The sequence below is a fragment of the Pseudomonas syringae KCTC 12500 genome, assembly GCF_000507185.2.
GTDB classification, from domain to species: domain Bacteria; phylum Pseudomonadota; class Gammaproteobacteria; order Pseudomonadales; family Pseudomonadaceae; genus Aquipseudomonas; species Aquipseudomonas syringae.
In genome coordinates this window covers 3,272,847-3,286,303 of the sequence record NZ_AYTM02000002.1, presented here as the reverse complement: position 1 = coordinate 3,286,303, position 13,457 = coordinate 3,272,847, and the positions used below count along the sequence as shown (strand labels likewise).

Here is a 13,457-nt window from a genome sequence, read left to right as displayed (position 1 = left end):
TAACGGTTTCCTACAGACGACAGTTCGTTAATCGCGTTTTCTGTACCTGACACCACCTGCAGGTACTGCCTAATGTCCCCCTCCAGCCCCTATCGCTTCAGCTGCAAGAACCGCATGACCTTCCTGATCTTGATTGCGGCCATACAGGTCCCCTTCGCGAACGCGGAGACGTGGATCGTTACTGACCGGAACCACCCAGTTCAGGCACCGGCACGTGTTCGGCTGATCCTCCTGGACGAATCAGAAAGGCTTGAGGCCAAGCTCTCTGAAGGACTGCCGGCTAATCAGCAGCAAGCCATCGCAATCATGCAGCAACGCCTCAAGAGCAGCGATGCGCAGCGCTTGCAACGAGATCTGGCTTTAGCTCAACAAGATCTCGTAGACGCTTGGAGCATGGGGGTAACGAAGGTGCCTGCAGTGGTGGTCGACCGCAAGTTTGTTGTGTACGGCGAAACCAACGCTACGGCGGCTGAAAATCGCGTTGCCCAGTGGCGCGCCGCCTCCAATCATCAGAACGCATCTGGCCAGGGAGATGCCCCGCGATGAACCTGCGAAAGCCTCCAGCGTGGGCAGCCTTGGCCTTGTCGATCTCAACCTGGCCGGCAGCAGCGGGCACGGTGACATCTGCCACCCTGGTCGCCTCAACCCTGTCGCCTGACTGCCTGGAGTACAAGGTGGTCGGAATCTGCTACTGGCTGCTCTGCACCCCGTTTGGATGCAAGGTAAAGACGTCGACCAAGGTTCGTCACTTCGTTCCAGACGCCGTGGTCTCAAGCTACTCGAATACCGGTGAAAACCCGTGGGTTGAGGTCTCTTCGTTAAGCTCATCAACTTCGTACGCCCAGGATGGCGGTGACGGAACCACCAATCACAACAACGAAGATAGCCTGGCTAAATTCAAAAACGCTGACGTCATAGGCCACCCCGGAGGAGCAACATTCAGTAAGTTTGCCAGCGCCTCGGGCTATGCCTGCCAGGGTGCTGCCACGCCCTACATGCCCTACCTGCTGAGCACTTTGGATACTGTCGCCTGGCGTTACGGCGTTCCAGAATCTGTGTATCCAGAAGCACTGATACCCGGCCGTCGAGAGGTGGGTGGTCTGACGTCGGGGGACATGTGGGGAAGCGTCTACCCACGCAGTGGTTTTATCCATCAAGCCGACGATTACAAGGCGGCATCCGTGATCGCGCAGCGTGCAGGTGACGTGGTCACTCGCAGCGGTCAGGTTCATGTCTATCAACCGCTTCTGGCACAGCCGCAGCCAGGCTACTGGCCGGCAGGAGAATTGATCGAGACCGACGCCACCACCGGTAAGTGGCAAGAGCTCACGCCGACCCTCAGTCAAAGCTGCGCGGTATTTCCAAACTCCCAGCCCCGTGTGCAGGCAACCGATGGTGGTTACGCCTGGGCGTTATGGCGCCCGTATTCCTGCTGCAAGCGGGAAGGACAAACCTTTCTTGGCAGTACGGACTTTCAATGATGATCAAGAGGACTTCAACTATGCGCCGCGCTGCCTTTCTGACTATTGCATTCATGAGCACCCTGACAGCCCATAGTGCTCTCGCCGAAATCCCGGGAATCAATGCAAGCTCATCGGGCAGCGTGATCGGTGACGACGTGCTCTACAGCGTTGGAGGCGGCAACGCTGTGACGATGGGTACGGCGGGGAATATGGATAGCATCAGCATCGGCGGAGGTTGGAACAGCAACCTGGTCTGCGGAAACATGAGCATGAACAACACGCTCCAGAATCAGTTGAATGGAGCAACTTCCGGATTTCAGACGATCATGGGGTCGATGATCTCAAACGCTACCAGCGCCGTTTCATCACTACCAGGCCTGATTATCCAGCGGGCTAATCCGGCTTTGTACAACCTGCTCACCAACGGCATTCTGCAGGGTCGTCTTGACTTCGACCGCTCCAAAGGCACTTGCCGTGCCATTGCTGACAAGATGCTCGATGTCGCCGGAGGACAGATGGGCTGGAACAAGATCGCCGAGGGCCAGGCTATGAGTCAGGCGGTGAAAAACGGGAACACAGATGCTGTCTCAGCCGTTGCACAGGTCGAAAAGCAGGGAGGGAATGACGGTATTACGTGGCTCGGAGGGAATAAGGCCGGCGGATCTGGCCAGCAACCTATCAAGGTCGTAGGCGACGTTACCCGAGCGGGATACAACCTGCTGAACGGACGCGGCGCTGCCGATACATCGTCCATTAGTCCTTCGGCCTGCAACAACGGCATGGTGTGTTCCACCTGGTCCTCGCCTCAGGCAGCTACCACGTTCGCCAACCGGGTACTGGGAGAGCAACAACAACGCACTTGTGAGGATTGCACCAAAACAACCTCCACTGCCGGCGTTGGCCTCACACCTCTCATACAGGAATCCTACGACTCCAAGCTCAAGGCGCTGCAGGAATTGATCTCGGGCAGCAAGGCCCTCACTTCAGAAAACTTGACTGCAGCGAGCAGCGATTCTCTACCTGTGACCCGTGGAGTGGTCGAGGCACTCAGGACTGAGCATGACCAAGACATTCTCGCAAAACGTCTTGCTTCAGAGGTAGCGTTATCTGAGGTTCTCGGCAAAGCGCTACTGCTTCAGCGCACTATGTTCACCGGCAGCAAAGAACCGAACATTGCCGCCAACGATGTGGCCCTGCAGGCGGTCAGTCAGCAGAACAGCAGCCTGCAACAGGAAATTGACAACCTCAAGACCGAGCTGGATATGCGTCGCAGCTTGGCCAGCAACTCACCGACAGCCATCCTACAGAGGGCTCAGAGCCGGAAGGACAGCTCCAAAGGCATCTTTCAAGGAGATCCAACGCCCGACCGCCTCGATCAGCTGCAGAACCCTGCGAAAGGTAACTGATCATGAGTTCATTGCCGGTTGCCAAGGAATGGCTACGTAGGGGCGCAAAGGCGCTTGTGTCGTTCACCTGGCCGGTCTTGCTGACCATTGTTCTGACTGTGATTTTCATGACAGCCATCGTACATTTCTTTGGAGATGTTGAGCAGTTCAGGGAATGGCAAAAAGCACACTACAACTACATGCTGGCCTGGCGGCTGTCGCTTTATGCAGCGATAGGGCTCGGCTGGTACAGGCTAAGGCGCACCCTTAAACAGCGAGCATCAGACAAAAATCTATTCCCCTCGGGGCTTCGTCGCTGCGAGGTCATGGCCATCTTCGTCATTCTCCTTTTCGAGCTTCGGCGCGCCGCCACTGTAGCGGGAGTTAGCCTGCCATGATCTTGCACACGAATGACTACCTTGAGTATTACCTGACGTTGGTCGGATGGCTCATAAACGGCGGCATCTGGAACATGATCGAGGACAGCGGGCTCTTCGCAGCCCCCTTTGCCGCCATTGTCATCAGCGAATGGCTCAGAGCCCGCGGTGAGGGAGCTGATGAGGGCAACAAGGGCGTCCTCTCGTTGGCCCGAGTAGAAAACCGGTTCTACACGGCAATCCTAGTCATCATCCTGGCTTGCATGCCTCTGGTAAACGTCAGCATTGATACCATCCAGTTCGACCGAAGCCGCTCAGAGCAATGCCAATACTCAATACCCAATCCAACTGATACAGGCTGGGAAACATCCTTCAGTACGCTGAACGGTAAAAGCGCCACAGTGCCCGTCTGGTGGCTGTTTGTGCATGCGATGTCCAAGGCAGCAACTGCGGCCTCAGTCGCAGCTATTCCCTGTGGAGTGGACTTGCAACAGGTCCGGATGGACGTCAACAAGGCCCGCATCAACGATCCGCTGCTTGCCCAGGAGGTCGCTGACTTCACGAACGATTGCTACGCACGTGCGCGCGCAAAGCTGTTCATGACCCAGCCTACCCTCAGCAATGATCAACTCAACGACGTCAACTGGATCGGTTCGCACTTCTTCCTGCAAACATCCGGCTATTACAGCGATGGTTTCTCTGGGTTCAGGTCGCACACTCCCCGAACCAAATGGCCCTATGACGCAACCCGGGACGCGGGCCTGCCACAAACCACTGGTGGTGGTGGGTTTCCTACATGCACTCAATGGTGGTCGGATGGAACCGTCGGGCTCAGAGCCAGGCTGCTGGAACAAGTCAGTCCAGATCTGCTGAGCAAGCTTGCTCAGTGGGCAAAATTCATTACCCAGACCGAAGTGAGCGACTCGGTCATCCGGGATCTGGTCTCTCCGAGGAAGCAGCAACTGACCCAGGGTCAGGTTTATTCAGACTATGGCGGTCAAGTCGGTGGCTCTGTGCTAAATGACTTTACACGCCTTGCAGCTACAGCTGGTCAGGCAGCAGGATCTCTTGTGATGTATCCAGCCATGGACAGTGTAAGGCAAGCAGCGCCCATGGTGATGGCCTTCCTAAAGATGGCTCTCATCATTTGCATTCCGTTTGTACTGGTGATCGGGGCGTTCGACTTGAAAGTCGTGATGACGGTGACTTTCGCAGCATTTGCCTTGATTTTCGTGGACTTCTGGTTCCAGCTGGCACGATGGGTAGACAGTACGATTCTCGATGCACTCTACGGCAACGGGATCGGCAGCAACGTTCCTCACACCAATTTTGACCCAGTGTTTGGGGCCAGCAATGCCCAAGGAGACTTACTGCTGGACTTCGTAATGGGTGCGATGTTCCTGGTACTTCCAAGCTTTTGGGTAGTTGCCTTGGGTTGGACCGGAATGAAGCTTGGTTCACTCATGAACGGGCTAAGCGAGGGAACAAAGTCGGCCCAAGCGGCAGGGGGAAAAGGGGCTGGAGAAATTATAAATCAGATAAAAAAATAATAGACTGGAATAGAGAAAGACCAGCAAATGCCGGTCTTTTTTTATTTGTATCCACTATCAGAATCAAACCACCCCTTGGTCTGTCCGAAGACATTGGACTCCATCCCATAGGGTAGTTCTTCTTCCTTAAGAGAATGGCTCAAACCATCGCCTGTGGCTGATGTATTCATCACCCCGGCTACAATTGCGAGTATCGCGATCACTCCCAAAACGTAAAGTAATCCCCAGGCGGCAAAAAAAGCCAATAAACCGATCATCACCAACCGGACAGCCCACTTGACAGGGCTCACAATCAATTTAGAAATACCGGCACGACTCAGCGATGACCACAATGCTTTTTCCAGACGTAACACTCCAGCCACGCCACGTCCCAGGCTTTGCCCGATCCGCATTGCAGTCCCGTCATCTCTCTTAGCGTTTGTGCTCATAGCCACCTCGTGACTCACTCAAATATGTCGTTCTGACATCAGTTATAGACCTAAACCTTCTTATATTCAACCTACCTTCCCTTAGAAATCAACCTTCTGACGAATAGCTGGCCAACTGATTCAGACCGTTTAGCCGTTAAGTTCGACAGTGTCTTCGAATGAAATACTGTCCCAGTAATCCAAGTGCATCCGCGCCTTGATCCTTACCCTTACAGAGCTACTAAAGACTCCCCCCCCCCACAACTGATCGAGCCTGGTTGTATAACTCTGACTCATCAGCTCGCAACGCGTAGCCCATTCTCGATCGGCAGGAACACTCCCGGCTCGTAAAGTCTCTCTACCCCAGCGTGTATTGATCTCATCCAGCACTCCCATCACCTTTTTCTCGTGACGGCTGGCCAGCACGTCACTTACGGCTCCACCCGCGACCATCTCCTGAATACCTTGAGGCATGATTAAGCGAGTTTCCGGATCTGTTCGGTAAACTTACTGACCTGCTCGGGTGACAGGCAGTTCAAGTCATCGAAGGTTTTCAGATGGTGGATCATCGCGTCGTGACTGCCCGGTTCACCGGCGACCATGCGGCGGCAAGTCTTTTCCAGAATGAGCCTGGCCAGTTCCGGGCAATCGGTGCGCGAGGCGTCAAACGCCAAGGCGATCGACATCGCCAGCTCGCCCAATTCAGGGAGGGCGCGTTGCAGGGCTCTCAAGGCATTCAGTTGCCGGGCAGTAATGGGTAACGACACAAGGACCTCCTGGCGCTGCGTGATGCTCCAAACCGTGAGCGTCGGTAATGGTAGTCCAGACAGCCGGGGGCTGGTGTTCAGCAGACGCAAAAAAGCCCGCCAGAGCGGGCCTTTCTGTGGGGGGCGATTAAACATAGGGCGCGTTCTTTCAACCGGAGTGCTCATCGCCTCTCCTCGACGCTAAGCGCCGGTCGGCGCTGCACTTTGTAACTGCTTAATCACCACGGCGACCGTTACGCACCAAGTAAGTGAGATAGGGAGTGATTTTTTCCATCATCAGTGCTGTGAATTCCTTAGCGCGTTCGGGCGGTATGTTTTCCCCTTCTGCGATCCCCAAACTCAGGGCTGCGTGAGCAAAGCCTTCGCTGACAACCCCTTCAAATGTTCGCTTTTTACTTCTCTAAATCACCAACGGCATAACCAAGTCCGCAGCGGCTTTGTGAACAACTGGATCATGCCCGTAACCGTCTATGATCTTGCAAAAATCCGCATCTGAAATGCCGTTATCTACGGCAACGTCGACTCCTGTTCCGTTACCGGGTTGATCGCATGTGTGCTATCAACCATCGGGCCTTCGTAATCGTCATTGATCAGAACCAGCACGCGAAACATTCCAAAGTATTCGATGTAGGACCACAGTCTTTTTTTCTCTAAATCACTCTTCACAGCAACGCAATGGAACATAGTGGTTCTGTCCCGGTTGATCACCAGATCACTCAGGTAAGCGTGCCCGTAAGGCGGCTCAGCTTCATTATTCAGCAGGAAATCGAGCGCCCGACCAAACTCTCTGATTTTCACTCCGCAATAGGAAGCATATGCCAGCGCGGTCTTAACCAGCGAGCGCCCACACTCCATGCCACCGAGACTCAATTCCACCTCAAGTGGGCTTTCAAGATAGGCAGTCTGCATCTTTAACTCAGAAAGGGCCTGCTCTAGGTCGAATGAAGTATGCTTTTTAGCAACTCCTTTGAGCCTCTTCGTCGCCTCCTGGATTGATGCCGCGACCATGTGGATCTTTTTACTGCCATCGACTAGCTCTTCTGAGTAACTCGATTTGGGGTAAAAGGATCCGTTTGATGCGAGCATGTATTGACGACCGTCCACAGTATTCACCAGCTGTCCCGGCGGTTCACCGCGCTCTCTGCTGATGCCGAACGACAGCGAAAACCAGTTGAGCTGTTTGGCGAGAGCTGCATCCCAGCTTTTGCCCTTCGTGTTATTGCACTCGTCACAAATGAAACCAGCGGTTTTTAGACGCCCGCCTATAGCGTTTGGAATGATGTGCTCTTTGGACCGCGACCGTCCTATCAAAGGCACACCGCATAAGGCGCAAACGCTATATGAATTTGCCTTGCTCATAACCCAGAATTCCTGCGAGATAGTCCTGAAAAATGATGCCTAGGCACTCACTTAGTTAAGAAAGAACCGGATCCAGAAAATGTCAGCCGCGTCTGGACGAGTTCCCACGAAGTGTCGTTGACTTCAAGCCGATGGACCGGGCAGTCGAGATCCTGCAGGTAAAGAAGGTCGCCGACATTGCTGGTGAAAACATTTTTTGCACCTAAGTAAACCCCAACCATGGGGACTTCTTGCCTGTATAGATGCAGCCCAATCGGCAGGTTACCGCCTGATTCATATGAACGAAGAGGGTCGGCTTGGAAGACGTGAGTTTCTTCGAAAAGGCTGTCCACGACTTTTACGACGCGCACTTCCTCCTCGTAGACCCAACTGGCGTGCTTCGTCAGGAACAGACGACGTGCCAAGGCTTGCTGTTCGTAGGTCTGGGCAGCCGCCCCCCAAAACCTTGTTGGTAGACCTGGAGTAGTGCGCCCATTGTCTCCGGGGTCATTTTGAAAGGGGATTTTGTATGCGTATAAATTACATCGCCAGTGTCCGCAGGGATGAGGTTGTATTCCTGCGAATTCAAGAAATCGTCGCTTACGTCATAGGCAATAACCACGCCGGTATGCTCTCTGCCGTAGTGAGCCCACATCAGGGGATTGAACGGGCTACGGGTTAGGCTAAGAATGCCGATCTGCTTCTTCAATCGCTCAATCTGTTGCCGAAGGGTGACCATCTTCGACATCGACCCGTCGCCGTTTGATAAAGCAGTGAGTTCAAACGGATCATTGAAATTCGAAGGTGTGCGGAATCCCAACCTTCGGCTTTTCAAAGCCGCCCGGCCACCGTCTGCGTCGTAATACTTGTAAAGAATCAAGTAATTACCTCCTTGTGATTAGCGAACGAGATTTTACTACTCGCGTACTTTGCGCAGAATTTCAGGCGAACATCCATTCCATTTTTCAACAGAATCGGAGGAATGCGTCCTCAGCATAGACCTGAGCTACGTCACCCGCCCTATATTGACCACGTAATAGCAGCTATGAGCCTCACGTACGACGTGGTTTTTAGGGCGTTGGCACGTAATAAGAATACCTGTAAGTCATTGATATTTAAATTAAAAGCTTCTTCCTTGTAATCAGTAGATTTGGGCGTGAGGGGGGGTACTGTTAATACGATTGTAACCTTAGGACTTCCATATGAAAAACAGGCTCATCTGACCAAGCTGTTCGCTTTGACGTATGGACAAGCTTCGAGCTTGACAACGTAGACCGGGTGACAAGGCCCCCACTGCAGGATGTATCGCTCGCTTTTCAGCTAGTAGGCGTGAGCTGAGAAATTTTGACTCACCGTGCTGCGGCCGCGAGTCGATCGGAACACTCCTAATGAAACAGATACTTGAACACTGCTTCCCGTGTATCTCGCACACTGATGACATCGGTAATCAAGCCCTTGTCTTTGAGCAGTAGCGGCGATCTGATCTCCTCATCCAATGCGGACACCACAGCTCTCTGCGCATCGGTCATGCTTGAGGACTGGATGATTTTTTCCATAGTAAGGGTACTGAAAACGCCTATATTGGCGTCAGGATAGGCCAGCACGGCGACAGGTTCAAAGCCTGGCCCGCTCATGGCATAAACACCACCGGTGTACGCCTTCCGAGCAACCAATAATAGTTTTTTTACCTTGCATCGGCGATGTGCTCTGAATAAATCTGCCACAGCGGCAAAAATCCCCTCACGTTCAGCCTCTTCCCCAATCATGATCCCAGGAATATCTGCGATAAACAAAATGGGAAAGCTCATTTTCCCAGCCAGGTCAATTACATGAATCATTTTACGGGCGGTCCTTTTATAGATGACGCCGCCACCATGCGCGGAGTTGTTGGCAACCACGGCAAAAACCTGCCCTTGCAGGCTGGCCAGCCCGACTAAAACCTCAGGCGCATGAGAGGCACCGATTTCGATCAGGCTGTCGCTATCGACAAATGAACGTACCAGATGCTGCACGTCAAAAGGAATATTATGAGACGGGGGCAGCAGGCGGTTGAAATCCACTTCAAGCGGGGTTGAAAACTCACCGTACGGCGAGCTTTTTCCAGCCATCACGTATAAGAGCAGTCTTCTCAGCTCGGCGAATAGCTCAGCCTCGTCGTCAAAAACCAGGTGCACGGACCCGGACGCAGTACTGTGGATATCGGACCCGCCGAGGGAATAAAGATCGGTCTGTTGAGCGAGCATCGCCTTGACCATGTCAGGTCGTCCCATGCACAGAGCTCCTCGACGAGTCATCAGCACCAGATCGGCGAGCATCAGAGGTAACGCCAAAGGCCCTGATGTCGGCCCTAAAATTACCGACATCAGCAAATTGAGTTTTGCCAACTCTGCCAGCGATGCGCTGACGCTGCCCATCCCGGACGAGGACAGAAGCAAACTCGACATATCTGAAGAAAAAACTCTAGCTGTATCAAAGCCGTCAGTATCACTATTGCTCCCGATTTTATCTTGAATATAGATGAGCGGGGCTTCAGCAGCACGTGCCAAACCTACAGTTTTTATAATTTGCTGAGCCGTACTCCATTGCCGATTGCTTTGAAACTCGCAGTCACGACCGCGACTCATCGCAACATAGGTTTTGATTGAGTGGATTGTTCCTGCCCCGCAGATGAAATGGGTGTTCTGACTCTCGAGGTCCTCCTTGAAACTGCCTGGATCAAACAACATAGAGACGCGTCTTTCGGAAACGCTCATCGAAACTCCTGACGTCGGTTTGCGTAGATAAACGCCGACACCGCGACACCCCGTCAACAAGCGTCGGCAACTGAAACCTCAACCCTTTAACACTTTCTCTATAAGACTCACGTTGCTCAGTAAAAAAGCATCTCGCGCTCTGGGCGCGTCAAAGCTCAACCCTACCGGCAACCGCCCCTCAGGCCCGACCGGAATTGTTATAGAGGGAAGCATCGCATTGCTGGCCAGGTCGGTATTGCGAATGGCCTGACTGAAAAACTCTGGTCGATCAGCATGATCCAGATGAGGAACCTGGCAGGGTACAGTGGGATACCCCAGGAGCTCGATATGATGACGAGCAAATAGATCATCCATTTTTCTTTTCAACTGCTCACCATTTTGCAGCGCACTCAAATAGTGAGCCGGTTTTATTGCGCCCTCTACAAGATGATGATTTATAATGCCTTTTACGTTGGCATCATCAACCTGTGCAAAAATATGAGGGATACCGTGCTTCCATCCCAAGGAGAGCAATGACTGAGCAAGGTCGGCAAAGAATTCGTAAAGCGGAACGGTGAATGTGAGAGTCTGGTTCAGTTCGATAATATCGGCATCATCGATTTCAATAAACTCGAACCCTGTCTTGCGCAGCAGGCTGAGTGCATTAACGCATGCCCTCTCCACCTCGCAATCCAGATCAGACCACATGGAGACCGGTAGGCCGATTCGACAGGGCCCCGTCCTGCTCAGAGGAAAAGACTGCTGCTTGCCTGACAACAGCCCATACACAAATTCGGCGTCGCCTGCTGTTCGTGTCAGTAACCCAACGCAATCCTTTGTATGAGAAACAGGGATAATGCCTGCCGTTGACCAGCGTCCAGTAGTGGGTCTGAAGCCCGTAATGCCGCAAAAAGCCGCCGGTATTCTTATCGAGCCCCCCGTATCGGTCCCCACCGACAGCGGAACGATTCCACTTGCCACTGCGGCGGCACTTCCACCACTACTGCCCCCGGCACAATACCCGGGGGCAACGGGGTTTCCCACGGCTCCCCAATGAGGATTGATGGATGTCACCCCGAAACTAAGTTCGTGCATATTGTTCTTGCCAGCAACCACAGCCCCGAGGGCTTTGAGTTGACTGACAATCGCAGCATCCTGATCAGCTACGAAACCGGACATTCCTCGGGTCCCTGCCGTCAACGGCAGACCGCTAACACAGATATTATCCTTGAAGGAAACCGGCACTCCCCAGAGTGCAGTCCCTTTCCATGCATGATCAGCCTCTCCAAACTGGCTGGCCGCATCACCCTCGCGTATGAAACAGTTCAAATGGACTAAACGCGCCTCCGTGTCGAGCGCGCGTCCGCGCACCGCTGCAGTGGCAATATCGCCATCAGCCAATGCGCGGCACAGCGATTCAAGTTTGATTATTTCGCGCATGCCCTTCCCTCCTGTATTAGCGCTGCTCTCCGGACTGTTAATACCTATAGGAGGCGGTGATACAGTCCAGCGGGTTGCCTTTTGACAATTGCCCTCCGGTGCTACGCACCACTGCGCACGCACTATTTAATGCTGTCTGGACAGCACCTTCGATCCACCCTCCGGCAAAAGAGCAACTGCAGCCAGCCAGATAGAGACCCGTGTCTTTATCGGGACTGTTCGCTGTCATCGGTTGAAAGAACAATCGATGCGAGTAAATATCCTCGCCGGGGTAATTGAGTTTGAAAGCGCCTGCAGAATGGGGATCGGTGAGCCAGTCATGGTGCAATACATACCGCTCATAATCCCCCTCAACAGGCAGGAGATGACTGGCGAATGTCGGGTGTATCGCAGCAAGGTCGTCAACCAGCACCTGACAACGCGTTTTCTTGTCAGACATCGCCAGCATTTTTTGAGCGTCGTCCTCCCATGTGTAACTGAGCAGAACCACGCCATGACCAGAAGGTTCATCGGGCTGATAATCCAGACAATAGACGCCGCGCACCAAACCGTCCGACTGGATTGTGGTCGGAAGTTTGTTTTTTATCCAGAATTTGGTAGAGGTGAGAATGAAAAGCTTCGATGATCCTGTCAGGTGGGTTTCCCGGACAGCACGAGCGACATCACGAGTCAGAAAGCTCTCGCTGTCCGTGAGGCAGTGAATCATTTGCATGGCCCGATTACTGCTGGTGACAATCACTCGATCAAATACGCGCTGTTCTCCTGCTGCCGTCTGGATGATGATTTTTTCAGCGTCTCTGGAAATGCGACCTACCCGGCTAAAACAAACGCGGTCCCTTAATGTTTTGCCGTCAAACACCTCATCAGCGAGTCTCGTGGCCAGACTGGATATCCCGTCCGGAATCAGTCGCTGATCACTTTGGTATCCATTGATGACCATCCGGAGTATTTCCGTGAAGCCAGCCTGAAAGACTGGCAGAAAACCACCCGAGCCTATGCCAAGCGAGCCAAATAGCTCAAAGTCTTCAGGGCGAGCCCATTGGTCGCCGCCTGGCGGATGGGGGCCGGTAAAAATACAGACAATCGCGTTATAGAATGAACAATCTCGGAATACATTGAGCCATCCCTGCCATGCGATCGCTGCCTCTTCCAAGCGACCCGACTTCAGCATGGCGGCAATGTCCAGCGGGGCAACTAACGAACCGCCTTCAAGGAGATAACCATCGCGCAATAAAGACTGCCACCCCTCATAAACTCGCCTGAATAATGCGGGCGGCTTTTTGCCCGCTGGCCAGTAATAGCGTTTGCCACGGTAATGCAGTTCTGTGTCCACCACACCAGGATCCGGAAAGGTGGTCGACGTCGAAATACCAAACTTTTTCAGGTAGTGGAAAAGGCCAGTTGCACTGGGAGGAAAGCGCATCGCACCCATTTCTGCAATGTAACGTGGACGAGTCTGAACGAAAACTTGAGACCATACCCGTCCCCCGATTCGATCACGCGATTCATATAAGACAACGTCCTTGACTCCCGCACGTAATAGTTCAGTTGCAGCGACCAGCCCACTGATGCCGGCACCGACTATCGCTACCCGAGGGGTGGGCGTTCCGGCTGAATAGCTGCCTATGCCTCCCGTCATTTCACATTTTTTCAGAAAGGGACCGTAGTCGTACAAAATATCAATACTGGGTGAATTAAAATGGTCATCCATAACGTGACGCTATCCTCTTCAACCTGACGTGCTGCCCGGTTACGATTTTTAAAATAAAGCTGAAACGGCACCTTTGCACAACAGTCGCCAAAATCCAAAATACCTGAACCAATCCGTTCAAACCATATTAGTACGTCAAGATTAATAAGCATTAACGACCGCGCTGGTCGACCACGCAGTGGCGTGCGTGCAGCGACTTTTTTCGACCCGACTGAATTCCTTAACGCTCCTGCAGGCATCAAAGAGGAGCCGCTTTAAAAACGAGACAACATAATCATATGCCGAGC

The 13,457-nt window shown here is 53.1% G+C and carries 13 protein-coding genes and 1 pseudogene; 5 read left to right on the top strand and 9 right to left on the bottom strand.

The genetic code is table 11. The features are described 5' to 3' along the window. Positions 1–72 precede the first annotated feature (72 nt). Genes V476_RS14870 through V476_RS14850 form a run of 5 tightly spaced genes read left to right on the top strand, consistent with a single transcriptional unit; the run spans position 73 to position 4,775 of the window. On the top strand, positions 73–546 hold the full coding sequence (locus tag V476_RS14870) for a TIGR03757 family integrating conjugative element protein (RefSeq protein WP_051128934.1): 474 nt from the start codon (positions 73–75) through the stop codon (positions 544–546). Beyond that, the gene (locus tag V476_RS14865) at positions 543–1,481 is read left to right on the top strand and encodes a TIGR03756 family integrating conjugative element protein (RefSeq protein ID WP_024960184.1); all 939 of its coding nucleotides are present in this window, start codon (positions 543–545) and stop codon (positions 1,479–1,481) included. The genes V476_RS14870 and V476_RS14865 overlap by 4 nt, the downstream gene beginning before the upstream one ends. Then, positions 1,478–2,869 carry an integrating conjugative element protein gene (locus V476_RS14860; RefSeq protein WP_004409751.1) on the top strand — a complete coding sequence of 464 codons (1,392 nt, stop codon included), beginning with the start codon at positions 1,478–1,480 and terminating at the stop codon, positions 2,867–2,869. The genes V476_RS14865 and V476_RS14860 overlap by 4 nt, the downstream gene beginning before the upstream one ends. Before the next feature lie 2 nt (positions 2,870–2,871). Beyond that, a complete protein-coding gene (locus V476_RS14855) occupies positions 2,872–3,246 on the top strand; it encodes a hypothetical protein (protein ID WP_024960185.1) in 375 nt (124 codons plus the stop codon). Beyond that, positions 3,243–4,775, top strand: a complete 1,533-nt coding sequence (locus V476_RS14850) for a conjugal transfer protein TraG N-terminal domain-containing protein (RefSeq protein ID WP_024960186.1) — start codon at positions 3,243–3,245, stop codon at positions 4,773–4,775. Before V476_RS14855 ends, V476_RS14850 begins: the two co-directional genes overlap by 4 nt. A gap of 41 nt (positions 4,776–4,816) precedes the next feature. Here V476_RS14850 and V476_RS14845 read toward each other — a convergent pair whose 3' ends face one another. The 9 genes and pseudogenes from V476_RS14845 to iaaM form a co-directional block, all read right to left on the bottom strand. Beyond that, entirely contained in the window at positions 4,817–5,203 is a 387-nt protein-coding gene (locus V476_RS14845) for a DUF3742 family protein (protein ID WP_024960187.1), read from the bottom strand. Positions 5,204–5,440: 237 nt separating this feature from the next. Next, positions 5,441–5,587 (bottom strand): annotated as a pseudogene (locus V476_RS29160) (DUF4113 domain-containing protein); the annotation flags it as partial. A 71-nt stretch (positions 5,588–5,658) separates the two neighbouring features. Further along, positions 5,659–5,949: a hypothetical protein gene (locus V476_RS14835; protein ID WP_024960189.1), complete on the bottom strand. Its 291-nt coding sequence runs from the start codon at positions 5,947–5,949 to the stop codon at positions 5,659–5,661. Positions 5,950–6,456: 507 nt separating this feature from the next. Then, positions 6,457–7,308, bottom strand: a complete 852-nt coding sequence (locus V476_RS14830; protein WP_024960190.1) for an HNH endonuclease — start codon at positions 7,306–7,308, stop codon at positions 6,457–6,459. Between the two features lie 47 nt (positions 7,309–7,355). Continuing rightward, on the bottom strand, positions 7,356–7,712 hold the full coding sequence (locus V476_RS14825) for a hypothetical protein (RefSeq protein ID WP_032629243.1): 357 nt from the start codon (positions 7,710–7,712) through the stop codon (positions 7,356–7,358). Then, complete coding sequence (locus V476_RS14820) at positions 7,691–8,167, bottom strand: DUF2971 domain-containing protein (protein WP_050428334.1); 477 nt, start codon at positions 8,165–8,167, stop codon at positions 7,691–7,693. Before V476_RS14820 ends, V476_RS14825 begins: the two co-directional genes overlap by 22 nt. A 505-nt stretch (positions 8,168–8,672) precedes the next feature. Beyond that, the gene (locus tag V476_RS14815; protein ID WP_024960191.1) at positions 8,673–10,040 is read right to left on the bottom strand and encodes a carboxyl transferase domain-containing protein; all 1,368 of its coding nucleotides are present in this window, start codon (positions 10,038–10,040) and stop codon (positions 8,673–8,675) included. Between the two features lie 78 nt (positions 10,041–10,118). Continuing rightward, the gene (locus tag V476_RS14810; RefSeq protein WP_024960192.1) at positions 10,119–11,459 is read right to left on the bottom strand and encodes an amidase family protein; all 1,341 of its coding nucleotides are present in this window, start codon (positions 11,457–11,459) and stop codon (positions 10,119–10,121) included. 37 nt (positions 11,460–11,496) lie between these two features. Continuing rightward, on the bottom strand, positions 11,497–13,170 hold the full coding sequence (iaaM, locus tag V476_RS14805) for a tryptophan 2-monooxygenase (protein ID WP_024960193.1): 1,674 nt from the start codon (positions 13,168–13,170) through the stop codon (positions 11,497–11,499). Between the last annotated feature and the right edge of the window lie 287 nt (positions 13,171–13,457).